The sequence below is a fragment of the Streptomyces finlayi genome (genome assembly GCF_014216315.1).
GTDB lineage: Bacteria > Actinomycetota > Actinomycetes > Streptomycetales > Streptomycetaceae > Streptomyces > Streptomyces finlayi_A.
In genome coordinates this window covers 571,316-596,417 of sequence record NZ_CP045702.1, presented here as the reverse complement: position 1 = coordinate 596,417, position 25,102 = coordinate 571,316, and the positions used below count along the sequence as shown (strand labels likewise).

Annotated in this window: 22 protein-coding genes; 12 read left to right on the top strand and 10 right to left on the bottom strand. The window is 70.5% G+C overall.

The window, feature by feature from the left end; genetic code table 11:
- Nucleotides 1–164: 164 nt before the first annotated feature.
- On the bottom strand, nucleotides 165–2,396 hold the full coding sequence (locus tag F0344_RS02935) for an OmpL47-type beta-barrel domain-containing protein (RefSeq protein ID WP_185297272.1): 2,232 nt from the start codon (nucleotides 2,394–2,396) through the stop codon (nucleotides 165–167).
- Nucleotides 2,393–4,879: a ThuA domain-containing protein gene (locus tag F0344_RS02930; protein WP_185297271.1), complete on the bottom strand. Its 2,487-nt coding sequence runs from the start codon at nucleotides 4,877–4,879 to the stop codon at nucleotides 2,393–2,395. The genes F0344_RS02935 and F0344_RS02930 overlap by 4 nt, the downstream gene beginning before the upstream one ends.
- Before the next feature lie 251 nt (nucleotides 4,880–5,130).
- Between F0344_RS02930 and F0344_RS02925 the strand changes: the two genes are divergently transcribed.
- Nucleotides 5,131–6,168: a multicopper oxidase domain-containing protein gene (locus F0344_RS02925; protein ID WP_185297270.1), complete on the top strand. Its 1,038-nt coding sequence runs from the start codon at nucleotides 5,131–5,133 to the stop codon at nucleotides 6,166–6,168.
- 7 nt (nucleotides 6,169–6,175) lie between these two features.
- Here the strand turns inward: F0344_RS02925 and F0344_RS02920 are convergent, their stop codons facing one another.
- Nucleotides 6,176–8,359 carry a DEAD/DEAH box helicase gene (locus F0344_RS02920; RefSeq protein WP_185297269.1) on the bottom strand — a complete coding sequence of 728 codons (2,184 nt, stop codon included), beginning with the start codon at nucleotides 8,357–8,359 and terminating at the stop codon, nucleotides 6,176–6,178.
- A 192-nt stretch (nucleotides 8,360–8,551) separates the two neighbouring features.
- Here F0344_RS02920 and F0344_RS02915 point away from each other — a divergent pair, with 192 nt between their 5' ends.
- Together F0344_RS02915 and F0344_RS02910 are read left to right on the top strand one after the other, a co-directional pair.
- Nucleotides 8,552–9,346, top strand: coding sequence for a VOC family protein (locus F0344_RS02915; protein WP_185297268.1), 795 nt, complete (start codon nucleotides 8,552–8,554; stop codon nucleotides 9,344–9,346).
- A 72-nt stretch (nucleotides 9,347–9,418) separates the two neighbouring features.
- A complete protein-coding gene (locus F0344_RS02910) occupies nucleotides 9,419–9,673 on the top strand; it encodes a WhiB family transcriptional regulator (RefSeq protein ID WP_185297267.1) in 255 nt (84 codons plus the stop codon).
- 66 nt (nucleotides 9,674–9,739) lie between these two features.
- On the opposite strand, the gene F0344_RS02905 is transcribed toward F0344_RS02910, so the two are convergent.
- The 4 genes from F0344_RS02905 to F0344_RS02890 all read right to left on the bottom strand — a co-directional run bounded on the left by F0344_RS02905 (nucleotide 9,740) and on the right by F0344_RS02890 (nucleotide 13,210).
- Nucleotides 9,740–10,609, bottom strand: a complete 870-nt coding sequence (locus F0344_RS02905) for a chitosanase (protein WP_258050232.1) — start codon at nucleotides 10,607–10,609, stop codon at nucleotides 9,740–9,742.
- Nucleotides 10,610–10,838: 229 nt separating this feature from the next.
- Nucleotides 10,839–11,810: an acyl-ACP desaturase gene (locus tag F0344_RS02900; RefSeq protein ID WP_185297266.1), complete on the bottom strand. Its 972-nt coding sequence runs from the start codon at nucleotides 11,808–11,810 to the stop codon at nucleotides 10,839–10,841.
- Between the two features lie 116 nt (nucleotides 11,811–11,926).
- Nucleotides 11,927–12,703, bottom strand: a complete 777-nt coding sequence (ddaH, locus tag F0344_RS02895) for a dimethylargininase (RefSeq protein WP_185297265.1) — start codon at nucleotides 12,701–12,703, stop codon at nucleotides 11,927–11,929.
- Nucleotides 12,704–12,793: 90 nt separating this feature from the next.
- Nucleotides 12,794–13,210, bottom strand: coding sequence for an SsgA family sporulation/cell division regulator (locus F0344_RS02890; protein WP_185297264.1), 417 nt, complete (start codon nucleotides 13,208–13,210; stop codon nucleotides 12,794–12,796).
- Nucleotides 13,211–13,391: 181 nt separating this feature from the next.
- Between F0344_RS02890 and F0344_RS02885 the strand changes: the two genes are divergently transcribed.
- Complete coding sequence (locus tag F0344_RS02885; RefSeq protein WP_185297263.1) at nucleotides 13,392–14,507, top strand: oxidoreductase; 1,116 nt, start codon at nucleotides 13,392–13,394, stop codon at nucleotides 14,505–14,507.
- 21 nt (nucleotides 14,508–14,528) lie between these two features.
- Here F0344_RS02885 and F0344_RS02880 read toward each other — a convergent pair whose 3' ends face one another.
- Nucleotides 14,529–14,816 carry a YciI family protein gene (locus F0344_RS02880; protein WP_185297262.1) on the bottom strand — a complete coding sequence of 96 codons (288 nt, stop codon included), beginning with the start codon at nucleotides 14,814–14,816 and terminating at the stop codon, nucleotides 14,529–14,531.
- Between the two features lie 31 nt (nucleotides 14,817–14,847).
- On the opposite strand from F0344_RS02880, the gene F0344_RS02875 reads away from it, so the two are divergent.
- Both F0344_RS02875 and mmpA read left to right on the top strand, forming a co-directional pair.
- A complete protein-coding gene (locus tag F0344_RS02875) occupies nucleotides 14,848–15,525 on the top strand; it encodes an endonuclease V (RefSeq protein ID WP_258049622.1) in 678 nt (225 codons plus the stop codon).
- A gap of 63 nt (nucleotides 15,526–15,588) precedes the next feature.
- Entirely contained in the window at nucleotides 15,589–15,732 is a 144-nt protein-coding gene (gene mmpA, locus F0344_RS02870; RefSeq protein ID WP_185297261.1) for a morphogenic membrane protein MmpA, read from the top strand.
- A gap of 10 nt (nucleotides 15,733–15,742) precedes the next feature.
- Here the strand turns inward: mmpA and F0344_RS02865 are convergent, their stop codons facing one another.
- Nucleotides 15,743–16,933 (bottom strand): saccharopine dehydrogenase family protein, encoded by a 1,191-nt coding sequence (locus F0344_RS02865; protein WP_185297260.1) that lies wholly within the window; start codon nucleotides 16,931–16,933, stop codon nucleotides 15,743–15,745.
- A gap of 216 nt (nucleotides 16,934–17,149) precedes the next feature.
- Here F0344_RS02865 and F0344_RS02860 point away from each other — a divergent pair, with 216 nt between their 5' ends.
- Genes F0344_RS02860 through F0344_RS02845 form a run of 4 tightly spaced genes read left to right on the top strand, consistent with a single transcriptional unit; the run spans nucleotide 17,150 to nucleotide 22,917 of the window.
- Nucleotides 17,150–18,304, top strand: a complete 1,155-nt coding sequence (locus tag F0344_RS02860; protein WP_185297259.1) for a CaiB/BaiF CoA transferase family protein — start codon at nucleotides 17,150–17,152, stop codon at nucleotides 18,302–18,304.
- 8 nt (nucleotides 18,305–18,312) lie between these two features.
- Nucleotides 18,313–19,455, top strand: a complete 1,143-nt coding sequence (locus tag F0344_RS02855) for an acyl-CoA dehydrogenase family protein (protein ID WP_185297258.1) — start codon at nucleotides 18,313–18,315, stop codon at nucleotides 19,453–19,455.
- A 36-nt stretch (nucleotides 19,456–19,491) separates the two neighbouring features.
- Nucleotides 19,492–20,706, top strand: a complete 1,215-nt coding sequence (locus tag F0344_RS02850) for an acetyl-CoA C-acetyltransferase (RefSeq protein WP_185297257.1) — start codon at nucleotides 19,492–19,494, stop codon at nucleotides 20,704–20,706.
- 39 nt (nucleotides 20,707–20,745) lie between these two features.
- Nucleotides 20,746–22,917: a 3-hydroxyacyl-CoA dehydrogenase NAD-binding domain-containing protein gene (locus tag F0344_RS02845; protein WP_185297256.1), complete on the top strand. Its 2,172-nt coding sequence runs from the start codon at nucleotides 20,746–20,748 to the stop codon at nucleotides 22,915–22,917.
- 75 nt (nucleotides 22,918–22,992) lie between these two features.
- Here F0344_RS02845 and F0344_RS02840 read toward each other — a convergent pair whose 3' ends face one another.
- Entirely contained in the window at nucleotides 22,993–23,724 is a 732-nt protein-coding gene (locus tag F0344_RS02840; RefSeq protein ID WP_185297255.1) for a MerR family transcriptional regulator, read from the bottom strand.
- Between the two features lie 168 nt (nucleotides 23,725–23,892).
- Here F0344_RS02840 and F0344_RS02835 point away from each other — a divergent pair, with 168 nt between their 5' ends.
- Both F0344_RS02835 and F0344_RS02830 read left to right on the top strand, forming a co-directional pair.
- Entirely contained in the window at nucleotides 23,893–24,369 is a 477-nt protein-coding gene (locus F0344_RS02835) for a macro domain-containing protein (RefSeq protein WP_185297254.1), read from the top strand.
- Nucleotides 24,370–24,467: 98 nt separating this feature from the next.
- Nucleotides 24,468–25,097, top strand: coding sequence for a TetR/AcrR family transcriptional regulator (locus tag F0344_RS02830; protein ID WP_185297253.1), 630 nt, complete (start codon nucleotides 24,468–24,470; stop codon nucleotides 25,095–25,097).
- Nucleotides 25,098–25,102: the final 5 nt, after the last annotated feature.

Here is a 25,102-nt window from a genome sequence, read left to right as displayed (position 1 = left end):
GGCGGACACGGCGACACGGCGGACACGGTGACACGGCGGACACGGCGGACACGGTGACACGGCGGACACGGTGATGCGGCGATGTGGCGGACACTGCGGCACGGCGGAGACCGCGGTCACACGCACAGGCATGTGACCGCGGCCCCCTGACGCCGTATCGCGGGTTACAGCTCCCTGATACGGATGTCGCGGTACGACACCACGTCCGTCGTGCCGTGCACCTGGAGTCCGACATACCCGGAGGCGAACCGCCGGCCGTCGGTCCCCGGGTCGTCACCGCGCGGCGGCTCGAAGAGCTGGCCGCCGGAGTTCTCGAACTCGTTGATCAGGACACCGTTGCGGTAGACCGAGTAGTGCTGGTCCACCACCCGGATCTCGTAGTCGTTCCAGCTGCCCTTGGGTGTGACCCCGGCGCCGCCGAGACCCACCCGGTCGAAGCCGTAGAGCGAGCCCGTCTTGTACATGTCGCCGTCCGGCCGGTCGTTGATCTGCACCTCATGGCCGTACTTGATGGCGACCCACTCCGGACGCGACTCCTCCGGGTTGTCGTGGACGTGCGGGAAGCGCACGAACACCCCGCTGTTCGCGTTGCCCGTGCCCGGTGCGTCGTCCCGCCACTGGAGCTTCAGCGAGAAGTCACCGAACTGCCTGCCCGGGAACCACAGCATGCCCATGCCGGGGACCGTCGTCGAGCTGGTGATCGTGCCGTCCGGGTTGAGCCCGAACTTCCCGCCGCCCACCTGCTCCCACTTGGCCAGCGACGCGGCCGTGCCGTCGAACAGCTTCCGGTAGCCCTCGACCTGGCCCGGCCTGCCGATGCCGGACTGCTTCGCCGCCCGGTAGATCGTGCGGTGCTCGCGGGCGTCGATCACGCCGGCGGACAGGAGCCTGTCGAGGACGGTGTCCACGTGCTTGAGGAACAGCGCGTGCGAGGACCAGTCCTTCTCGTCCTCGATCAGCTCGTTGATCGTGCACCGGTTGCCGGTGACCCGGTTCGGGACGCCGCTGTCGACCGTGCCGACGATGACCGTCAGCCGCTCGTCGAACTCCGGGCAGTCCGGCGCCGGAACGCCGCCGCCCTCGGCGACCGTGAACGACACCTGCCTCGCCTCGGAGGTGTTGCCCGCCTTGTCCGTCGCCCGGTGGGCCAAGGTGTGCGAGCCGATCCGGTCGACGAGCACCGGAGCGGTGTAGGCCAGGTACGGGCCGCCGTCGAGGGAGTACTCGACCCTGTCGACACCGGACCCGGCGTCGGTCGCGGTGACCGTCGCCTTCGCACTGGTGATGAACGCGCCGTCCGAGTTCTTCTCGCCGGTCAGCGCCACCGTCGTCTCCGGCGGTGTCGCGTCCTGCGTCGGCGGCTCGACGACCGTGAAGTCCACGGCCTTCTCGGCGGCCGCGTTGCCCGCCTTGTCGGTGGCCCGGTAGCGGACCTTGTGCGTGCCGATGTCATGCACCATCACCGGGGCGGTGTACGGCTTCCAGGCACCGTCCGCCCCGATGGCGTACTCGATGGTGTTCACGCCGGAACCGGTGTCGGACGCCGTCACGGTGACCGTGGCCATCCCGAGGTACGCGCCCTGGGCGTCCTTCTCACCCGATACGGTCGCCGAGGTCTCCGGCGGGGTCGCGTCGTCCGTGGGCGGTGCCGCCACGGCGAAGTCGACGGCCTTCTCCGCCGCCACGTTGCCCGCCTTGTCCGTGGCCCGGTAGCGGACCTTGTGCGTGCCGACCTGGTTCACCACGACGGGCACGGTGTACGGCTGCCAGGCGCCGTCCGCGCCGAGCGCGTACTCCACGGTGCCGACGCCCGAACCCGCGTCGGTCGCCGCCACGCTGACGGCGGCCTGACCGATGTACGCGCCGTCGGCGTTCCTGTCACCGTCCACCTTCGCCGAGGTCTCCGGCGCGGTGGTGTCCTCGCCGGTCCCCTCGGTCACGGTGAGGATGCCCTGCATCGAGCCGTGACCGGGAATGGTGCAGTGGTAGAAGTACCGGCCGGGGCTCAGCGTGACCTGAGCGGTGTGCTTGCCGCCCTCGCCGTCGCTCGGGTTGGCGAGGATGTTCAGCTGGACGTCGTTGTTGAACTCCGGGTCGGAGACGCTGAACGTCAGCGTGTGCGGCATCCCCGTCGTGTTGCCGGTAGCCGCGCTGTTCTCGAACACGATGGTCGCGGCGCCCGCCACCGCCGTCCTGGGGGCGGACAGATAGCGGTCGATGGGGTCGCCCGCGGTCCAGGTCAGCACCTGGTCCGCCGCTGCCGCCTCCTGGTCGTCCGCACGGCCGTACGCGGCCGTCGAGGTGAGCCCGAGGACCAGGAGGAACGAGGAGAGCAGGGCCGGCCACAGCAGGGCGGGCCGGTACCGGGACCGCGCGAAGAGGGGACGGTGGCTCACTGGACTTCCGCCTTCCTGGCCAGATCGGCGGCGGCCGGGGTCGGCCCGCCGCCCGTGTACGTCACGCGCCACAGCGCGGACTTGGAGTCCGAGGTGAAGAAGCCGCGCCCGTAGTCCAGGACGTAGAGCGAACCGTCCGGGGCGAACTTCCAGTCCATGAGGTTGCGGATGCCGTCGGCACCCACCGGAATGATCTTCTTCAGGGACTCGGCATGTGTCGGCAGGCCGCCCTGACCTACCGTCTTCGGGTCGGTGAGCACCGCGTGCCGGGGCTGGTCACCGTCGTAGAAGTCACCGACGAACCACTTGCCGTCCCAGTACGAGGGCCACTTGTCGGCGCTGGTGCTCGCCGCGTCGTACCGGTACACCGGGCCGTTCATCGTGGCCTGGCCGCCGCCCTTGAGCCATGGCAGGAGCTGCTTCTGCTCCTCGGCCCTGTAGCTCGGGACACCGTCGGCGTCGCGCGGGTAGTCGATGCCGCCGCCCTGGGGGGAGTACCAGATGGTGTTGGACGTGACGGGGGGCAGCTTCACCAGGCCGTCGTTGTTCGGCGACTCGTTCCTGGGTGCGTCGCAGTCGTACCAGCCGAGCGGTACGGACGGATCGGGCAGGCCGCGGTCGCGGTAGGGCTGCTTGTTGCCCATGCAGTACGGCCAGCCGTGGTTGCCGGCCTTGGTGATGGCGGCGAAGGTGTCGTACTTGGCGGGACCCCAGGTGGTACTGGGCGCACCGGCGTCGGGGCCGACCCAGCCCGCGTACAGCGTGTCGGTCGCCGGGTCGACGGAGATCCTGGCCGGGTTGCGCACCCCCATCACGTAGATCTCGCCGCGGGTCTTGCCGCCGCCCTCGTCCGGCTCCTTGCCGGTGAAGAGGTTGCCGTCGGGCAGGGTGTACGTGCCGTCGGCCTCGGGGTGGATGCGCAGGATTTTCCCGTTGAGGTTGTTGGTGTTGCCCGAGGTGCGCCGGGCGTCGGCGTACGACACGCCCTTGTAGTTGGGTGCCGGGTTGTTCCCGGAGTAGCCACCGCTGGAGCCGGACGAGTTGTTGTCACCGGTCGCGATGTACAGGTTGCCCTTGGAGTCCCAGGCCATCCCGCCGCCCGCGTGGCAGCAGCTGTGGATCTGGACCGGCCACTGGAGCAGCACCTTCTCGGACGCCGTGTCCAGCTTGTTCGTCGCCGGGTCGAAGGTGAAGCGGGAGACCTGACGTACCGCCATCCGCTTGTCGCGGTCGATCTTCGCGTGCGGGGTGTAGTGCAGATACACCCAGCCGTTCTCCGCGAAGTCCGGGTCGAGTTCGATCCCGAGGAGGCCTTCCTCGACCTTGACGGTCTCGTCGCCGCCGCCCTTGTTGCCGAAGACGGTCAGCGCTCCGGCGAGGGTGACCTTCCTGGTCGCGGGGTCGTAGACGTGGATCTCGCCCTGGCCCTTGCCGATGTCGGGGTTGTTCCAGTCGATGACGACCGGCGCACTGCTGTCGGCGCCGCCGCGGCCGATGTAGAAGACCCGGCCGTCGGGGGCCGTGACCAGCCCGTGCGGCTCGCCGATCTGGTCGTTCTGCCCGGGCTGGTTGGGCTTGGTGACCCGCTCCGCCCGGTAGTTGCCGTTGATGGTGGCCTTGCAGTCGGCCTGCGAGATGCGGGAGGTCCAGGCGAGGGCGCCGCGCAGATGCTCGCGGAAGTCCGTCTCGGCGAAGCTGTCGACGGTGCCGCCCATGCCCGTGTAGAAGGAACGCCCGCCGTCGTAGTCGCGGCACCAGGAGACCGGGTGGTCCCAGCCGTTGGCGCTCGCGCCCGGCTTGTAGGTGCTCTCGCGGACACGGGCCACGGTGTGCACGTCACCGGACGGGTTCTTCGTCCAGTTCAGCCACTTGTCGGGCCGCTTCCACTCCAGCGGCAGATTCTTGGTCGCCGGGTGCTGCCGGTCACCGATCTCGACCGTCGCGCGCTGGGCGGTGGCCGGGCCGCCGGCCGCGGGCCGTGCTCCGACCAGGCCGGTGAACCAGTCCGAGTACGGCTCGGTGCGCGCCGCGTCATGGATGCCGAGGAATCCTCCGCCCGCCTCCATGTACGACTCCAGGCCCGCTTCCTGCTCCGGGTCGAGGACGTCGCCCCGGGTCAGGAAGACGACCGCGTTGTACCGGCCGAGCTGTCGCTCGTCGGTGAAGACCCCCGCGTCGTCGGTCGCGACGGTCCGGAAGCGGCCGGAGACCGGGCCGCTGAGCCCGATCTTCTCGATCGCCGCGATACCCGCGTCGACGGTCGGGGACTCCTCACCCGCCGAGGCGTGGAAGACGAGCACCCTGACGTTGGCGCCGCCGGGCGGCGACGGCAGAGACAACGTTGTCGCCCGGTCGGCCGGCTCCGGATAGGGCCCGGCGCCGGCGGCACCGCCCCCGAGCAGGGAAGCGGTCAGTGCGCCGGCCGCCACGGCCGCCGCGACACCTCGTCGTGCTCCGGACCGGTGATGTGGTGTGCGCTGCATGTGGTCACCCATCCCTCTTTGGTCACTGCAACTCTCTGGTTCACTCAACTCTTCGGTCACTGCAACAGCGCCCGAAGCTAGACCTCTTTTCGTGACTCGCCAAGAGCTATGGCAGCAATGGCACGAACTTTGTCCTGGGTGTGGATAAACGAAGACCGCCCGGCTACCGTATGGGCCGTCCAGGGAGGCGCCTCTGCCCCCGCCCGTTTCCGAGAGCCCGTCAGTTGCCCTTTCGCAGTGGGGAGTTCGACATGGACCGAAGGACCTTCAACCGGCGCGTGCTGGCGGGCGGTGCGGCAGCCGCGGCAACGGGGGTGACATCGTTGTCGCTGGCAGGTGAGGCCGGCTCCGCGGAGACCGCGCCCAGGACCGCCCCGGCCGGGGGCGAGGTGCGCCGGATCAGGATGTACGCCGAGAAGATGCCGGACGGCTCGCTCGGCTACGGCTTCGAGAAGGGCAAGGCGTCGGTCCCCGGGCCGCTCATCGAACTCAACGAGGGCGACACCCTGCACATCGAGTTCGAGAACACCACGGACGTCGACGCCAGCCTGCACGTCCACGGCGTCGACTACGACATCGCCAGCGACGGCACCCGGATGAACAGGTCCCACGTCGAACCGGGCGGCACCCGCACGTACACCTGGCGCACCCACGCCCCGGGCCGCCGGAAGGACGGCACCTGGCGGGCGGGCAGCGCCGGGTACTGGCACTACCACGATCACGTCGTCGGTACGGATCACGGCACCGGCGGCATCCGGAAGGGGCTGTACGGGCCCCTGGTCGTCCGCCGCAGGGGCGACGTCCTGCCGGACAGGACGTTCACGATCGTCTTCAACGACATGACGATCAACAACAAGGCGGCGCACCTCGCTCCGAACTTCGAGGCCACGGTCGGCGAGCGGGTCGAAGTGGTGATGATCACGCACGGCGAGTACTACCACACGTTCCATATCCACGGTCATCGCTGGGCCGACAACAGGACCGGGGCGCTCACCGGGCCCGACGACCCCAGCCGGGTGATCGACACGAAGATCTGCGGGCCCGCAGACTCCTTCGGCTTCCAGATCATCGCGGGCGAACACGTGGGAGCGGGGGCCTGGATGTACCACTGCCACGTCCAGAGCCACTCCGACATGGGCATGGCGGGACTGCTGCTGGTCGCCAAGACGGACGGCACGGTCCCGGGCTACGAACCGCACCACGTGGCCGGGGCCGGGACGGCGGCCGGGGAGAAGGCCGACAAGGCGGCCGGTGACGACGCGGACAGCGCGGAGAAGCACCGGCACTGAGCCGTGGTCAGCGCTCCGCGGCCAGTCGGCGCTGTTCCTCCTCGACGATGCGCCGGGCGAGCGACCCGTCCGACACGTCGACGGCATCGGGCGTCGCCTCGGCGACATCGCTGCGCCGCGCGTACGAGTCGAAGAGCCGGTCCTTGCGCGCCAGAATGTCCAGCATGCGCTGGTCGACGCTGTCGGTCGCGAGGAGCCGGTGCACCTGGACCGTGCGTATCTGGCCCATACGGTGGGCCCGGGCCACGGCCTGGTGCTCCATCGTCGGTTTGATCTGCGGTTCGCACAGGATGACCACCGAGGCCGCCTGCATGTTCAGTCCGACACCCCCGGCCTGGATCTGGCTGAGCAGGACCGCGTGCCCTTCCGTCGCGCCGAACCCGTCCACCAGCTCCTGGCGGCGGGCGGCCGGCACAGTGCCGGACAGTGGACCGAACACGCCTTCGCCCAGAGCCTCCTCGACCGTGGCCAGGACCTCGCGGAAGTACGAGAACACCACCACTTTGAGCCCGTTGCTCTCCGCCTCCGCGACCAGCTCGCACAGCCGGTTCAGCTTCGCGGAGGTGGCGGGCCGCGCGTACGCGGCGCGGCGCATCCGCATGAACTGCCCGGAGTCCACGGCCTCGCGGTACACGCCGAGGTCCTCCTCGCTGAACTCCTCCCACTCGTCCACCTGGACCAGTGCGGGGAGTTCGCTCAGCACGTCCACCTGGTTGCGTCGCAGGTAGGCGGGGGCGACGGCTCTGCGGAAGGCGTGCGAACCGGCGGCGCCGTGGGTCGTGGAGACGGCGGGGGCCAGTTCGGGCCGGAGCTGTCGGACGAGGCTGCGGAACTCCTCGACCCGGTTCTCCATCGGAGTGCCGGTCAGATACAGGACCCGCTCGGTGCGCTCCGCCCAGCCGGCCACGCTCCGGGCCCGGCGGGTCGCCGGGTTCTTGACGAAGTGGGCCTCGTCCACCACGAGCATCCCCGGCCGCACCGCCCCGCCCCAGGCGTCCGGCAGGGTGTGCAGGGCGTCGAAGGTGGTGAGCGCGACCCCACCGCTCTCGCACCATTCGGTGAACGCCTCACGCCGCTCCGGACCGTGCACCGGGAGCGCGCGCAGCGTGGAGCGGGCGCGGATCTCCCGCGTCCAGTTGATCAGGACGCTCGCCGGGCACACCACCAGGAAGTGCGTCTCGCCCCGCGCGGTGAGATGGGCGAGCGCCGCGATGGCCTGGACCGTCTTGCCGAGGCCCATCTCGTCGCCGAGGATCACCCGCTTCTGCGCCAGCGCGAACCGCGCGCCGAAGGACTGGTAACCGCGCAGCGAGACCCTTAGATGCGCGTCGTCGAGCCGCAGGCCGCGTACCCGGTCCGCGATCCCCGCCGGGAGGAAGCCCTCGGCGGCGTCCCGGTCGGGCCCGGTGCCCGACATCTCGGCCAGCAGGCTGTAGTACTCGGCGGACCGCAGCTCGAAGTCGACCCAGGCTCCGGGCGCCGACTCGGGTGCCCGCAGCAGATCGACCGACACCTGCCCGAACAGCAGCGGCAGTTCGCGCTCCTGCGCCTCGGCCACGGCGGTCCGTACGCAGAGGGCGGCGGCCCGTGCCCGCTCGCGGGCCGCCCGGCCCGTGAACAGCATCCGCAGCCGGCCCCCGGCCGGTCCGGCCGTGGCCAGCAGGGGTTCCAGGCGGGCGACGAGTCCACGTGCGGCGTCGCACGCCCGGCGGACGTCCGGACCCGCCTCGACCAGCCGGTTCAGGGCCACCACCAGCGCGGTCGTAGGCTCGTCCGGCGCGTCCACGTCGACGCGCACCGAGACGGTGTCACGGACCGCGTGCGCGATCTGGCGGGCCGCGGCCAGCGCCTGGTCGGCGGTCTGCGCCCCGACACCGGGGATCTGCCGGAGCTCGTAGGGGCTCGCCGCGTGCACCTGGCCGACCGTCCCGTAACCGGCCTCCTCGACCGCGCCGATCCGCAGCCGTCCCTCGGTCACGTCCTTGAGCCGCGATACGGGGATGGCCGCCAGCTCCCGCCCGACCAGAGCGTCCAGCAGCGGATCGAGTGCGCCGCGCACGGCGTCGACGGCCCGGCCGTGATCGGCCAGTACCGCGCGGGCCGTCTCCAGCAACCGCTCCGCACGGCCGAACAGCTCCCGGGCGGCCCGTCCCGTGGGTGCCTCGGTATGCGCCGCCCCGGCCTCAGTCATGGTGTCCCTCTGTCACGTCCCGCTGCGCCCACGGCCCTGCCGGCACCGCGGCCTTCATGGTCCCACGGACCCCTGCCCCTTCCGGCCCTGCCGGACTGCGGTTGTCAGTGCCCGGTGCGAGACTCTGTCGGGCGGGGAATTCCCCCGTGCGACGAGACGAGCGAGGCAGCCGGCTCGCTGAAGGGGCCGATCATGCTCAACCCCAGCTTTGTCACAGGAGTCCCCAACTGGATCGATCTGGGCACGCCCGACCTGGACGGGGCCACCGCGTTCTACCGCGGCCTCTTCGGCTGGGAACTGGTGCCCGGTGGCCCCGACACAGGCGAGTACGGGATGTACACGCTGAACGGGCAAGCGGCCGCGGGCGTGATGACCGTGCCGGAGGACCAGGCGAAGTCCGCCTGGTCGGTCTACTTCCAGTCGCCCGACGCCTCCGCCTCCGCCAAGGCCGTGGCGAAAGCAGGCGGCAACGTACTCTTCGAGCCGATGGACGTGCGCGAATTCGGGCGGATGGCCGGCTTCACGGACAACGAGGGGGCCTACTTCGGTGTCTGGCAGCCGGGGACCAACACCGGCCTGGGCGTCATCCAGGAACCGGGCTCCCTGCTCTGGTCGGAGCTGCACACCCCCGACGTGTCGGCGGCAGCCGCGTTCTTCCAGACCCTCTTCGGCTGGGAGGCCGACGAGATGAGTCTTCCCGGCCACCCGTACACCACGGTCAGACCGTCGGGCGGCAGCCGGGAGTCCGCGTTCGGCGGACTCGTCCGGCTGGGCGATGTGCGGCCCGAGGCCGACCAGGGTCCGCACTGGCTGCCGTACTTCACGGTGGAGGACTGTGACGCGGCGTCGGCGGAGGCCGAACGGCTGGGCGGCAGCGTGACCGTGGCGCCGCAGGACATCGAGGGCGTCGGCAGGGTCGCCCATCTCGCCGACCCGTTCGGCGCGGCGTTCGCCGTGATCCGGCCCGGACCGATGCCGCGGGAATAGGCGTCCGGCGCGGTGCGTCGCATTGACGTGCCGTTGATCGGTTGTTTATCGCCACCCGGCAGTGTGGTCACCATGCTGATCAACACCATCACCGACGACGTGCTCGCCTGGCGGGAGACGGCGCTGTGCGCGCAGACGGGGCCCGAGTTCTTCTTCCCGGCCCCGGGCAGTTCGACGCGCGAGGCCAAGCAGTTGTGCAACGCCTGCGAGGGCCGGGTCGCCTGTCTGGAGTACGCGCTCGCCAACGACGAGCGGTTCGGCGTCTGGGGCGGGCTCTCCGAGAAGGAGCGCGACCGGATGCGCAGAGGAGCGCGCGACCGGGCCTGACCGCCCGGGTCCGGCCGCCCGGGTCCGGCCGCCCGGGACGGAACGGCCGCGCGGTGCGCGGGCCGTTCAGGAAGGGATGCGGAAGGTCTCGCCGTACGTCTGCCACACCAGAGGCGCCCGCAGCTCCAGATTGCCGGCGCGCAGGAACACGCGCTGCGCGGTGTCGATCCGAGAGGTGTCGCGCTGGGTCTTCCTCGCCTGGATCACCGATCTGCCCGCGTCCAGGAAGGCGTGGAGGTAGGTGGACTCGTCGCCGCCCTCGGCCGCCGTGTCCGCGGTGGCCATAGCCGCCTCGCGGATTCCGTAGAAGCCCGTCGCCTCGATCCCCGGGCCGTGCAGGACCATCGCGTCGTAGTAGACGAACTGCCCCAGCGTGCCGAGCCCGTCCAGCTTCGCGAGCCGTACCGCGGGCTCGAAGTACAGCCGGTCCCGGAACTCCTCCTGGGCGTCACGGAACGCCTCGTCCGCGGCGGCTTCCTTCCACGCGGCGGTGAAGCCCGGGTCCAGGCCCGCGTGCGAGTCGGTGCCGTCCACCGCGCGCAGTGCGGGGAGGAACGGGGCGAGCGGATTGTCCGGGTGTTCCTCGGTGAAGGCCTCGACGAGCTGAAGCATGTCGTTCGTCCCGGAACAGAAGCCGACGATGCCCGCCGTGTATCCGGTGCCGTCCCCGATGTCCTCGATGGTCCCGTACCGGCTGCGCCAGTCCAGCGTGGAGCTTTCCGCGCTGGCCACCAGCTGCGAGGCGATCTCCTTCATCCGCGGTTCCGCGAGCCCGGCGGGCAGTTCCGCGATCTCCGCGTCCTGCGCCTTCTGCTTGGCCGGTGCGGGCTCCGCCGCCTGCGGCGGAGCCGTGGGCAGCGACGAGTCGCCGTCGCTGCCGAACACGATGGATGCGGCGATGGCGAACGGTGCCCCGAAGAGGAAGAGACGCGTCACTGGCTTCACCCGGCACAGAGTACGGTCCGTAAACCTCTGGGGTCGGCCCACCCCCCGCACGGCGCACCGCCTGGACGGGCCCCTGGCGGACCCAGCTGAGACTGCTGCGCCAGCACCCGGTCGCCGATGTACGGGACGCGGCGTACGCGCAGGTCACCGCGACGGAGTGAGGGCGCCGGGCACAGGCCCGACGCCCTCACTCACACAACCCGGTTCACACGGGGGTGGCTCACTTGCCGCGTGCGGCCATCCGCTCCTTGCGGGCGGCCAGCTTCTCGTCGAACTTCGACGCCTCGCTGTCCAGGCCGCTCATGTACAGACCGATCTCTTCCTGCGCCTTGAGACCCTCCGGGCCCAGCCCGTCGATCTCGAGGACCTTGAGGTAGCGCAGCACGGGCTGGATGACATCGTCGTGGTGGATCCGCATGTTGTAGATCTCGCCGATCGCCATCTGCGCGGCGGCCCGCTCGAAGCCGGGCATACCGTGTCCCGGCATCCGGAAGTCGACCACGACATCGCGCACGGACTGCATCGTCAGATCCGGGGCGAGCTCGAAGGCCGCGCCCAGCAGGTTGCGGTAGAACACCATGTGCAGGTTCTCGTCGGTCGCGATCCGCGCGAGCATCCGGTCACAGACCGGGTCGCCCGACTGGTGGCCGGTGTTGCGGTGGGAGACGCGGGTCGCCAGCTCCTGGAACGCGACGTACGCGACGGAGTGCAGCATCGAGTGGCGGTTGTCGGACTCGAAGCCCTCCGCCATGTGCGCCATCCGGAACTGCTCCAGCTTGTCCGGGTCGACGGCACGCGAGGTGAGCAGGTAGTCACGCATCACGATGCCGTGCCGGCCCTCTTCGGCGGTCCAGCGGTGCACCCAGGTGCCCCAGGCGCCGTCGCGGCCGAAGAGGGAGGCGATCTCGTGGTGGTAACTGGGGAGGTTGTCCTCGGTCAGCAGGTTGACGACGAGGGCGATCTTGCCGATGTCGGTCACCTTCGACTGCTTGGCCTCCCACGCCTGGCCGTCCTCGAAGACGCCGGGGAAGTTGCGGCCGTCGGAGAACGGGACGTACTCGTGCGGCATCCAGTCCTTGGCGACCTTGAGATGGCGGTTGAGTTCCTTCTCCACCACCTCCTCCAGTGCGTACAGCAGCTGGGCGTCTGTCCACGCCTTCGAACTGCCGAGATGGGGAGAGGTGATCGTCACGGGGGCTCCTGGGGACGGGAGAATTACCTACGGCTTCGTAGGTTACGTGACCGTAGGTTAAAGCGCGGGTAAGGCCCCGGCCAAGCCCGTCCCCGGCGGCGTCCGGTTACGCCCCGTTATGTGTGCAGGTCGCGGACGCGTACGGAAAGGCAGGTCACGCAGCCTTCGAGCTTCTCGTACTCGCTGATGTCCACCACGACCGGTTCGAAACCGAGCTCCGAGAACAGCTCGGCGGACTTGGGCGCGCTCGCCGCCATCAGCAGCCTCCCGCCGCCGAGCAGCACCACATGCGCGCCCGCCTCCTCCGGAACCGGCAGGAAGCGGCCGAAGAGCGAGGGCTCGTCGACCAGGGGCGGATATCCGACGACCGTGCCGTCCGGGAGTGCCGTCACGGCGGATTTGAGGTGCAGGACCTTGCTGACCGGTACGGCCACGACCCGGGCTCCGAGCTGTTCGAAGGCGGCCCTGAGCTGCCGCACCCCCTCCGCGTTCGTCCGGCCGCCCCGCCCGACGTAGACCGTGTCGCCGGTCTTGAGAACGTCGCCGCCGTCCAGCGTGCCCGGCTCGCGGATCCGGTTCACCGAACAGCCGAGCCCTACCAGCGCCTCCTCGACAGCGGGTGTCTCACCCCTGCGGGATTCCGCTCCCGGCCGGGCCATCAGGGCGACGTTGCGGAACACCACCACGGTGTCCTCGACGAATACACCGTCCGGGTGGTCGTCGGCTGCGGCCACCTCGACCGTTTCCCAGCCGTTCTCGCGCAGGGCGGCCGTGTAGCGGCCCCACTGCTCATGGGCGAGGGCGTGGTCGACCGGTGCCCGTTCGATATGGGTGACGAGTCCCTCGGCGAGACGGGGACTCACTGGTCGCACGAGAGCCTTGGTGCTGGGCATGAGCGCTGCTCCTCGAAGCTGGAGGGGGTGGGGGACCGGTAGTTCGACGCGCTGCCCATCGTCCTCCACGACCAGCGTCCGCCCGGGGAATCAGCAGGAGCCGTCCAGCAGATCGGTCAGATTCCGGTCGAGGTCCAGGTAGCGGTGCTCGTCGCCGACCGGTACCAACTCCTGTGCGCGCGCCAGGAACCGGCGCAGTTCCGCGGTCCGCACGTGCACCATCGCCACACCCTCGACGGCGTGGAACTCCAGGACCGTGCGCTCGTAGCCGAAGGGCCGCACCCGTACGTCGCCGACGCCGGCGGGGGCGTCCATGCCCGTCGCGAGCAGTTCGCGCGAGAACTGCCAGGAAACCTCTGTTCCTTCAAGGGTCGCGGGGCCCGGGAACGCCATACGTACGGCGAACGGGTCCTCGCGGTCGTACTGCAGGGTGGCGGGCAGAGTCTCCATCCGCGGAGCGGATGCCACCATGCGGGCCTGTACGGACTGCTCGATAACGCTGGACACGACCTGCTCCCTCTCGCACGCGGTGAACGGTTCCCGGCATTGGAGTAGACGATGGAACTCCTTGTTCCGTGCACTGGGGTACGGCGTGAGCTGCGTCACCGCACACCTCGTTCCCGCATGTGCCCCCTTCCGCGCGATGCACGCTGGACGGCCCGCCGCCCGTGGGTTAGCTTCCAGCGCCATGAAGGTCATGGGAAAGACGAGACGACTGATAGCAATGGGGCTGTGCGGGGCGGCAGTTACCGCCGCTCTGGGCACACCGACCGCACAGGCCGCACCCGAAGCGGCGGGCGCACCAGCGGCTCCGGAGGCCCGCGGCGCGAGCTGGTCCCTCACCGACACCGGCACGACGGCACGCTTCCGTGGACTCGCCGCGGTGAGCCGTACATCCGCCTGGGTGGCGGGATCGCGGGGGACAGTCCTGCGTACGTCCGACGGCGGCAGGCACTGGCGCGACGTGTCGCCGTCCGGGGCGGCCGGGCTGGAGTTCCGTGACGTCGAGGCGTTCGACAGCCGTCGCGCCGTGGCGCTGGCCATCGGTGAGGGCGAGGCGTCAAGGGTCTTTCGCACGGACGACGGCGGAGCGACCTGGATGGAGTCCTTCCGTAACACCGACGCCCGTGCCTTCTACGACTGCATGACCTTCTTCGACCACCGGCACGGTCTCGCGATGAGCGATCCGGTGGACGGGAAGTTCCGCATCCTGTCCACCGACGACGGCGGCCGCAGCTGGGAGGTGCTGCCCCCGGCCGGGATGCCGGCCGCCCAGCCAGGCGAGGCCGGCTTCGCCGCGAGCGGTCAGTGCCTGGTCAGCGCGGGGCCCGAGGACGTCTGGCTGGCCACCGGCGGCGCGGCCACCGCACGCGTCCTGCACTCCAGGGACCGCGGCCTGACCTGGACCGCGACCGAGTCGACGATTCCGGCGGGCGACCCGGCTCGGGGCGTGTTCGGCCTGGCGTTCCGCGACCGCACGCACGGCATCGCGGTCGGTGGCGACTACCGCGCCGACCAGCAGTCGCCGCGGAGTTCCGCGGTCACCGCCGACGGGGGCCGCGGCTGGCGGCAGTCCGCCACCACACCCCCGGCCTACCGCTCGGGCGTCGCCTGGCTGCCGCACAGCCGGTCCGGCGCACTGGCGGTCGGGCCGACGGGTACGGACCTCACGCTGGACGGCGGCCGGACCTGGCGCACGGTCGACACCGGTTCGTACGACACGGTGGACTGCACGGCCGACTTCGGCTGCTGGGCGTCGGGGGAGAAGGGCCGGGTGGCCTTCCTCAGCCGTTCCGGTAGCTGAGGGCACTTCCTCCCGGGCCGGCTACTGCCGGTACGGCGCAAGCTCCGGTGACGTTTTCGTTGCGATGAACTCCGTGATCCGGTAGGCGCACACACCTCCGGCCGCGAAGGGGTCGGCCGCCGCGATCTTCTCGATCTGCGCGCGGTCGTCCCCAACGGCCAGGATCAGGCCGCCGTCCCGGGGATTCTTACGGCCCGAAGCGAGGAAGGCTCCGGCGGCGTACTGCGCGTCCAGCCAGGTGATGTGCTCCGCCATGAGCGCGTCGACGCGCTCGACGGGGGCGGTGTAGGTCAACTCGAGTACGAACATGATCGCCAGGCTACCTAAGCTGGACCCCACTATGACTACCTTCCACATGCCTGCCGACGAGGCCGAAGCCCGGGCCATTCAGGACTCCCTGCGCGCCCGGGTGGTGCTCGACGAACCCGGGCCGCCGCCCGGCACCGGCCTGGTGACCGGCGTCGATGTCGCCTACGACGAGAAGAAGGACGTCGTGGTGGCCGCGGCCGTCGTCCTGGACGCCGAGACGCTCGATGTCGTGGACGAGGCCACCGCCGTCGGCACGGTCACCTTCCCCTACGTCCCCGGGCTCCTGGCCTTCCGTGAGATGCCCACCGTGCTGGAGGCGCTGGAGTCCCTGACCGTCGACCCCGGGCTCGTCATCTGCGACGGCTACGGGCTGGCGCACCCTCGCCGGTTCGGGCTGGCCAGCCATCTGGGCGTGCTCACCGGGCTGCCGGTCATCGGCGTCGGGAAGAACCCGTTCACCTTCCACTACGAGGCGCCGGGGCCCCTGCGCGGCGACACCTCGCCGCTCCTGGACGGTGAGGACGAGGTGGGCCGGGCCGTGCGTACGCAGGAGGGAACCAAGCCGGTGTTCGTCTCCGTCGGCCACCGGATCAGCCTCGACAACGCCTGCGCGCACACCCTCCGGCTCGCCCGGCGGTTCCGGCAGCCGGAGACCACCCGCAGGGCCGACGCCCTCTGCCGCCAGACGCTGCGCGAGGCGACCGCCTGAGTACGGCCGCCTGAGTATCCGTACGGATGGCGCCCGCCGCTCATGATCGGCAGGCTGGAACGTATGAACACGCATCGCACGAACATCCGAGCCGTACCCGTCCAGCATGCCCAGCGCCGTATCGCGGTGGGCATGCTCCTCGGTGGCGTCGCGGGGCTCGTCTGGGCCGGTGCGATGCTCTACACCCTGGCGTCCTGGCTCCTGTGACCGGCCGGTCTCAGCGGACCGCGGCCACCCGGAAGCCCATCCCGGCCGCCGTCAGCCGCGCCAGCAGCGCATCGCCCATCGCCTCCGCGGTGGTGACCTGCCCCGAGGTGGCCGGAAGGTCGTCCAGGGCCAGGCAGAGCGCCGACTCGGCCAGCATCCTCGCCGTCTCGTCGTAGCCCGGATCGCCGCCGGACACCTCCGTGAAGACCCGGCGTCCGCCGCCCTCCCCGACGAAGCGCACCGTGAACCAGCTGTTCCTCCTGCGCTTCTCGTCGGGCCCCTGTCCCGGTTCGTAACGCTCCATGAGCCAGTCCCTGGCCGCGGGAATCTGCGCGGCCGCCATGAGCGCCCCGACGGCCGCTGCGCCGCCGACAGCCATCGGCAGCCGCTGCACCGAGGCGAAGTGCCGGTAGCGGAAGTCGGGGCCGTACCGCTCCAGAGCCCTCGCCGAACGGGCCACGACCTGCGGATCCAGGGTCGGCAGCGGGAGCGCCCAGGTGCCGGTCTCCCCGCTGAAGTGCGGAGTCCCCAGCGGGGACCGGGCCCGGCGGCCGACCAGCCGGGGCTCGTGCAGCCGGCGCTCCTTCGCGGCCCGCAGCAGCTGCCGGCCGCGGCCCATCGCGGTCAGGGCCGAGGCGAACGTACCGCCGGAGAAGGCGGCGTTGCTGCGTACGAAGCCGTCGACGGTCAGCGGCACTCCCGTCGGCAACTGCTGGACGGTGAAGTACACCCCGAGGTCGTGCGGTACGGAGTCGAAGCCGCAGGCGTGCACGATCCGCGCCCCCGTCTCGCGGGCCCGTGCGTCGTGCTCCAGATACATCCGGTCCACGAACTCCGCCTCGCCCGTGAGGTCGGCGCAGTCCGTCCCGGCCTCCGCGCAGGCGGCCACCAGTTTCTCCCCGTACCAGACGTACGGTCCCACCGTCGTGGCCACCACATGCGTGGACTCGGCCAGTGCGCGCAACGACTCCGCGTCGTCGGCGTCCGCGTGCAGCAGGGGCAGATCCGCACAGCCCGGATCGATGGCCGTGAGGCGCGCGCGGAGCTGTTCCAGCTTCGTCCGGTTCCGGCCGGCGAGCGCCCAGCGGCACGTGTCGGGGGCGTGCGCGGCCAGGTATTCGGCCGTCAGCACCCCCACGAAGCCGGTGGCGCCGAAAAGGACGACGTCATAGGGGCGTTCTGCCCCGTTCTGCCTGTTCACGAGTGCCTCCGCAGGGGCCGGCGCCGATGTAGCAGGCAGAGGGTAGCGGAGGCCGCCGTGGCGACACGCCCCGGGATGCGTCCGCGCGGGAAGATCCGAGAACCGGGTCGGACTCAACCTTCTAAGCGCTTGCTCGGCCCAGGGGGTTGTGCGGAGCGCGCCGCGTTCATAGCATCGTTGATGTTACATCGGTTGTGTCATACCTCTGGGGGCTTGATGGCAAGGGCAGAGCGCGTTCCGCACGGCCCGCTGACCGGGGTCCGTGTGGTCGAACTTGCCGGCATCGGACCGGGCCCGTTCGCCGCCATGCTCCTGGCCGACCTCGGCGCCGACGTGGTCCGGATCGACCGGCCGGGCGGTGCCGGGATCGGCATCGACCCCGCCCTCGACCTCACCAACCGCAACAAGCGCTCGGTCCTCGTCGACCTCAAGGCCGAGGACGGACCCGCCAAGGTGCTGGACCTCGTCGAGCGCGCCGACATCCTGGTCGAGGGTTACCGGCCAGGAGTCGCCGAGCGGCTCGGCGTCGGCCCCGACGCCTGTCTGGCCCGCAACCCGCAGCTCGTCTACGGGCGGATGACCGGCTGGGGCCAGGACGGGCCGCTCGCCCCGCGCGCCGGCCACGACATCGCGTACATCGCCCTCACCGGAACCCTCTCCATGATCGGGAAGCCCGGCGAGCCCCCGACCGTCCCCGCCAACCTGGTCGGTGACTACGCGGGCGGCTCCCTCTATCTCGTCGTCGGTGTCCTCGCCGCCCTCCAGCACGCCCGCACGCCGGGGGGCGCCGGCCAGGTCGTGGACGCGGCCATCGTCGACGGTGCCGCCCATCTCGCCACCATGATCCACGGGATGCTCGCGGCCGGCAGCTGGCAGGACCACCGCGGCTCGAACCTGCTGGACGGCGGCTGCCCGTTCTACGGCACCTACGGGACGGCCGACGGACAGTACATGGCGGTGGGGCCGCTGGAACAGCGTTTCTACGAGGAGTTCATCACGCTCCTCGGCATCGCGGACGAGGCTCCGGACCGCTGGGACCTCACCCGCTGGGGAGAGCTGCGCACCGCCGTGGCCGAGCGGTTCCTGACCCGCACGCGTGCGCAGTGGACCGAGGTCTTCGAGGGTACGGACGCCTGCGTCGCCCCCGTCCTGTCGCTCCGCGAGGCCCCGCACCATCCGCACCTCGCCGCCCGCTCCACCTTCGTCGAGCACGGCGGACTCACCCAGCCCGCGCCCGCGCCCCGCTTCTCCGCCACACCGGCCTCCGTCCGCAGCGGTCCCGCCCGGCCGGGCGCCGACACCGACGACGTGGCCCGCGACTGGGACGTGCCGGGCATCCGCACCAGCTCCACCGACGACAACCGGCTCTAGGGGGCCCAGTGCAGCGGCAGATCTTCACCGAAGAGCACGACGCGTTCCGCGAGACGGTCCGCACCTTCCTCACCAAAGAAGTCCTCCCGCACTACGAGCAGTGGGAGAAGGACGGCATCGTCTCGCGCGAGGCGTGGCTCGCCGCCGGACGGCAGGGGCTGCTCGGCTTCGCCGTCCCCGAGGAGTACGGCGGCGGTGGCACCACCGACTTCCGCTACAGCGCCGTCCTCGCCGAGGAGTTCACCCGGGCGGGCGCCCCGGGTCTCGCGCTCGGCCTGCACAACGACATCATCGGCCCCTACCTCACCGGGCTGGCCACCGAGGAGCAGAAGCGGCGCTGGCTGCCCGGCTTCTGCAGCGGCGAGATCATCAGCGCCATCGCCATGACGGAGCCGGGCGCGGGCTCCGATCTCCAGGGCATCCGTACCACCGCTGAGGACAGGGGGGACCACTGGCTGCTCAACGGCTCGAAGACGTTCATCTCCAACGGCATCCTCGCCGACCTCGTCATCGTCGTCGCCAGGACCACGCCCGAGGGCGGCGCGAAAGGGCTCTCCCTGATCGTTGTCGAGCGCGGCGCGGAGGGCTTCGAGCGGGGCCGCAACCTCGACAAGATCGGCCAGAAGTCCCAGGACACCGCCGAGCTGTTCTTCAACGACGTCCGGGTGCCCAAGGAGAACCTCCTCGGTGAGCGGGAGGGCGCGTTCATCCACCTGATGACCAACCTGGCCCAGGAGCGGATGGGGATCGCGGTCGCCGCGATCGCCGGCGCCGAACACCTCCTGGAGATCACCACCCGGTACGTCAAGGAGCGCGAGGCGTTCGGCCGGCCCCTCTCCAAGCTCCAGCACATCCGGTTCGAGATCGCCGAGATGGCCACCGAGTGCGCCGTCACCCGGACCTTCCTCGACCGCTGCATCGTGGATCACTCCGACGGCGTACTCGACGCCGTACACGCGTCGATGGCCAAGTGGTGGGCCACCGAACTGCAAAAGCGCGTCGCCGACCGCTGCCTCCAACTCCACGGCGGATACGGCTATATGGCCGAATTCCCGGTGGCCAGGGCGTTCACCGACGGCCGTATCCAGACCATCTACGGCGGCACGACCGAGATCATGAAGGAAATCATCGGCCGCTCGATCCTCGCCTGACCTCCGCTGCGCAACCACCCTCGAAAGGCTGCTGTCTTGAGTACCGAAGCGTTCGTCTACGACGCGATCCGCACCCCGCGGGGCCGCGGCAAGGCCAATGGCGCCCTGCACGGCACCAAGCCGATCGACCTGGTCGTCGGCCTCATCCACGAGATCCGCGACAGGTTCCCCAACCTGGACCCGGCGGCCATCGACGACATCGTCCTCGGTGTGGTCAGCCCGCTCGGCGACCAGGGCTCCGACATCGCCAGGATCGCCGCCATCGCGGCCGGGCTCCCGGACTCCGTCGCGGGCGTCCAGGAGAACCGCTTCTGCGCCTCCGGCCTCGAAGCGGTCAACCTGGCGGCGGCCAAGGTCCGTTCCGGCTGGGAGGACCTCGTACTGGCCGGGGGCGTCGAGTCGATGTCCCGCGTGCCGATGGGTTCCGACGGCGGCGCCTGGGCCATGGACCCGATGACCAACTACGAGACCGGCTTCGCCCCGCAGGGCATCGGCGCCGACCTCATCGCCACCATCGAGGGTTTCACCCGCCGTGACGTGGACGAGTACGCGGCCCTCTCCCAGGAGCGCGCGGCCGAAGCGTGGAAGGCAGGGCGCTTCGCCCGCTCCCTCGTGCCCGTCAAGGACCGCAACGGCCTCGTCGTCCTCGACCACGACGAGCACATGCGGCCCGGCACCACCGCCGACTCGCTCGCCTCGCTCAAGCCGTCCTTCGCCACGATCGGTGAGATGGGCGGATTCGACGCGGTCGCGCTCCAGAAGTACCACTGGGTCGAGAAGATCGACCACGTCCACCACGCGGGCAACTCCTCCGGCATCGTCGACGGCGCGGCCCTCGTCGCCATCGGCTCCAAGGAGGTCGGCGAGCGCTACGGGCTCACCCCGCGCGCCCGCATCGTCTCCGCCGCCGTCTCCGGCTCGGAGCCGACCATCATGCTCACCGGGCCCGCGCCCGCCACCCGCAAGGCACTCGCCAAGGCCGGGCTGACCATCGACGACATCGACCTCGTCGAGATCAACGAAGCCTTCGCCGGCGTCGTCCTGCGCTTCGTCAAGGACATGGGTCTCTCGCTGGACAAGGTCAACGTCAACGGCGGCGCCATCGCGCTCGGCCACCCGCTCGGCGCCACCGGCGCGATGATCCTCGGCACGCTCGTCGACGAGCTGGAGCGGCGCGACAAGCGGTACGGCCTCATCACCCTCTGCGTCGGCGGCGGCATGGGCATCGCCACCGTCATCGAGCGTCTCTGACCGTCCCCGGCCACCCCTGCTTACGGAGAAGACAAGCCAATGACCGAGAGCACGACCATCCGCTGGGAACAGGACGAGACCGGCGTCGTCACCCTCGTACTGGACGACCCCGACCAGTCCGCGAACACGATGAACCAGGCGTTCAAGGACTCCATCGCGGCCGTCGCCGACCGCGCCGAGGCAGAGAAGGAGTCCATCCGGGGCATCATCTACACCTCCGCCAAGAAGACCTTCTTCGCGGGCGGCGACCTCAAGGACATGATCAAGGTCGGCCCCGAGAACGCCCAGCACGCGTTCGACGCGGGCACCGCCATCAAGCGCTCCCTGCGCCGCATCGAAACCCTCGGCAAGCCCGTCGTCGCCGCCATCAACGGAGCTGCCCTGGGCGGCGGTTACGAGATCGCGCTGGCCAGCCACCACCGCATCGCCCTCGATGTGTCCGGCTCCCGCATCGGCCTGCCCGAGGTCACCCTCGGTCTGCTGCCCGCGGGCGGCGGCGTGACCCGCACCGTACGGCTCATGGGCATCGCCGACGCGCTGCTCAAGGTCCTGCTCCAGGGCACCCAGTACACCCCGCGGCGCGCGCAGGAGAACGGCCTGGTCCACGAGCTCGCGGCCACCCCCGAGGAGATGCTCGCCAAGGCGCACGCGTTCATCGACGCGCACCCCGAGTCGCAGCAGCCCTGGGACGTCAAGGGGTACAAGATCCCGGGCGGCACCCCGTCCAACCCGAGGTTCGCCGCCAATCTGCCGGCCTTCCCCTCCAACCTGAGGAAGCAGCTCGCGGGCGCGCCGATGCCCGCGCCGCGCAACATCCTCGCGGCCGCCGTCGAGGGCTCACAGGTCGACTTCGAGACCGCGCAGACCATCGAGGCCCGCTACTTCACCGAGCTGGTCACCGGCCAGGTCGCGAAGAACATGATCCAGGCCTTCTTCTTCGACCTCCAGGCCGTCAACTCCGGTGCCAGCCGCCCCAAGGGCATCCCGGAGCGCCCGGTCCGCAAGGTCGCCGTCCTCGGTGCCGGGATGATGGGCGCGGGCATCGCGTACTCCTGTGCGCGCGCCGGCATCGACGTCGTCCTCAAGGACGTCAGCACCGAGGCCGCCGCCAAGGGCAAGGCGTACAGCGAGAAGCTGCTCGCCAAGGCGCTGTCCCGGGGCCGTACGACCGAGGCGAAGCGCGACGAGCTGCTGGCCCGGATCACCCCGACCGGCGACCCGGCCGACCTCGCGGGCTGCGACGCGGTGATCGAGGCCGTCTTCGAGGACACCTCGCTCAAGCACAAGGTCTTCCAGGAGATCCAGGACATCATCGAGCCGGACGCCCTGCTCTGCTCCAACACCTCGACGCTGCCCATCACCGTCCTGGCCGAAGGCGTCTCGCGGCCGGTGGACTTCATCGGACTGCACTTCTTCTCGCCCGTCGACAAGATGCCGCTCGTCGAGATCATCAAGGGCGAGCGGACCGGCGACGAGGCCCTGGCCCGCGCCTTCGACCTGGTGCGCCGGATCAAGAAGACGCCGATCGTCGTCAACGACTCGCGCGGCTTCTTCACCTCACGCGTCATCGGCCAGTTCATCAACGAGGGCGTCGCCATGATCGGCGAAGGCGCCGAACCGGCCTCCGTCGAGCAGGCCGCCGCGCAGGCCGGCTACCCGGCCAAGGTGCTCTCCCTGATGGACGAGCTGACGCTGACCCTGCCCCGCAAGATCCGCAACGAGACGAAGCAGGCCGTGGAGGAGGCCGGCGGCACCTGGGCCGAGCACCCCTCGGACGCCGTCATCGACCGGATGGTCGACGAGTTCGGGCGCCCGGGACGCAGCGGCGGCGCGGGCTTCTACGAGTACGACGCGGAAGGCCGGCGGACCCGCCTCTGGCCGGGCCTGCGCGAGCACTTCGCCAAGCCCGGCGTGGCCATCCCCTTCGCCGACATGCAGGAGCGCATGCTCTTCTCCGAGGCACTGGACAGCGTCCGCTGCCTTCAGGAGGAGGTCCTCATCACGGTCGCCGACGCCAACATCGGCTCCATCATGGGCATCGGCTTCCCGGCCTGGACCGGGGGAGTGCTCCAGTACATCAACGGGTACGAAGGCGGCCTGCCCGGCTTCGTGGCGCGCGCCGGGGAACTCGCCGAGAAGTACGGCGACCGCTTCCTGCCGCCCGCCCTGCTCGTGGAGAAGGCCGAGAAGGGTGAGACCTTCCACGACTGACCCACCCCGCGACCGACCCACCCTGGGGACTCACTGCCTGGGGACCTACTGCCTGCGGGCCGCGCCCTCCCGGTGCTACCGCGCCGTGAACGCGGCCCGCAGCTCTTCCTTCAACGAACGCTGGAACGCGGTCAACAGGGCCTGCACCACCATGGGCTGCATATGGGCCGACAGCGACTTCATCGCCGAGACGTGCTCCGGGTCGGCCTCCCGCTCCCGGTACGGACTCCACACCTCGTCCCGGAACAGCCGGGTCAGCTCCTGCGCCGCCGAGCGGGTGTGCTCCAGCAGCACCGTCCGCGCGGCCAGGATGGTCTCGTGCGCGATCGGTACGTCCAGGAGTTCCACCCCGAGCCTGAGCAGCCCGGGATCGACCCGGAAGACGTCCTCGCCGTCCCCGGGCCTCTCCAGCACGGCCATCGCCGTCAGCAGATCGAGATCCGGCTCCGTGAGCGCCCGGCCCGCACGCCGCTCCAGCTCCGCCCGCGTCATGTCCTCGGTGGTGTCGGGAGCCCAGGACGCCACAAGCGCCCGGTGGATCGCCAGGTCCCGCGCACTCAGATCGGGCGGCAACTGCTCCAGATACCGTTCGATCGCGGCCAGCGTCATCCCCTGGTGCTGAAGCTCCTCGATCAGGGCCAGCCGCGCGAGGTGGTCGCGCCCGTAGTGCCCGACCCTGCGCGGTCCGATCACCGGCGGCGGCAGCAGCCCCCGTGTGCTGTAGAAGCGCACGGTGCGGACCGTGACCCCGGCGCGCGCCGCAAGCTCGTCGACGGTGAGCGTCGGCTCCTCGGTCCCGGTCGCCATGTCGGCTCCTCGCTCCTCACGCTCGTCCCGCGGGTGGCGCGAGCTGCGCACCCATAGGTTCAACAGTATTGCTGTCTCACCACTGTTGTGAAAGTGCGCGGCGGCATTCGGTGGCTCCGGAGGCCGACGCCCGGTCCGGCTGTCAGAGGCTCCGCCTACGGTGGGGGCATGTCGCAGATCAGGTATGTGCGGGGTGATGCCACCGCGCCGCAGGGAAAGGGCGTCAAGGTGATCACGCACGTCTGCAACGACCTCGGCGGCTGGGGCAAGGGGTTCGTCCTCGCCGTCTCCCGCCGCTGGCCGGAGCCCGAGGCGGCGTTCCGCCGCTGGCACCGGGAGCGGGCGGTCAACGACTTCGCTCTGGGAGCCGTTCAGTTCGTGCGGACCACTCCGTACGTCTGGGTGGCGAACATGGTGGGTCAGCGCGGGATACGCACCGGCGGCAAGGGGGTCCCCGTGCGCTACGAGGCGATCGACGCGGCCCTGGAGAAGGTGGCCGACCGGGCCGCCGAGCTGGAGGCCACGGTCCACATGCCGCGCATCGGCTGCGGGCTCGCGGGCGGAAGGTGGTCCAGGATCGAGCCGCTGATCGAGCAGCGACTGGTGGAGCGGGGCATATCCGTCACCGTGTACGACCACGACTGACGGATACGGCGTACGCCACCTGGTGTCCGAATGTCTCCATGTCCATGTGTCGACCTGGTTATCGTGGAGAGCACCGGGGGCGGATCGGGGGAGGGCCCATGGCGCGACGGAACACGAACGAGGAGCTGCTCGCCCGCGCGCTCACGGAGACGCCACCGTCCGACGCCCTGAGCGAGCAGATACTCGACGCGGCCCGTGAGCAGTTCATGACCCACGGAGTCCGGCGTACGACCGTGGACCGGATCGCCGCACGGGCCAAGGTCTCCCGCCTCACCGTCCATCGTCGGATCGGGGGCAGGGACGACCTGCTGGCAGCCTGCCTGCTGCGCGAGTACCGCCGCTTCGTCGTGGACGTGGACGAGGTGGTCACTGCACTGCCGGACCGGGAGGACCGGCTCGTGGAGGGCTTCGTCGCCGTCTTCCGGCATGTCCGCGAACACCCGCTCGTCACCGGACTGCTGCGGATCGAGCCCGAGGTCGTGCTGCCGCTCCTGACCGCGGAGGACGGCCCCGTACTGATCGCCCTGCGCGGGTATCTGACCGACCGGCTGAGCCACGGCGCGTACGCGCGCGCACGGCCACAGGCGGATACGGCACCCGCGGCCGAACTGGCGGTGCGGGTCATCGTCTCCTTCCTGCTCAACCCGGCGGGCACCTTCGTCATCGACGACGACGAGCAGCTCCGCCGCCTCGCCCGCCGCTGCCTGGTCCCCCTGCTGGCCCTCTGACGGGC